Source organism: Streptomyces capoamus (genome assembly GCF_014654935.1).
In the GTDB taxonomy this organism is placed as follows: domain Bacteria; phylum Actinomycetota; class Actinomycetes; order Streptomycetales; family Streptomycetaceae; genus Streptomyces; species Streptomyces capoamus.
Genome location: NZ_BNBF01000083.1, coordinates 1 through 280 on the forward strand (window position 1 = coordinate 1; position 280 = coordinate 280).

Here is a 280-nt window from a genome sequence, read left to right on the forward strand (position 1 = left end):
GACGAGTCAGAAACCGTTGATGTAGGCGAAGGACATGCGAAAGGTCCGGCGTAGAGGGTAAGACCCCCGTAGTCGAAACATCAGCGGCTCGTTTGAGAGACACCCAAGTAGCACGGGGCCCGAGAAATCCCGTGTGAATCTGGCGGGACCACCCGCTAAGCCTAAATATTCCCTGGTGACCGATAGCGGATAGTACCGTGAGGGAATGGTGAAAAGTACCGCGGGAGCGGAGTGAAATAGTACCTGAAACCGTGTGCCTACAAGCCGTGGGAGCGTCGGA

At 56.4% G+C, this 280-nt stretch carries 1 rRNA gene (cut by a window edge); it reads left to right on the forward strand.

The window, feature by feature from the left end:
• Positions 1-280 (forward strand): 23S ribosomal RNA (locus IE312_RS44820) (its annotated part continues 975 nt past the right edge of the window); the annotation flags it as partial.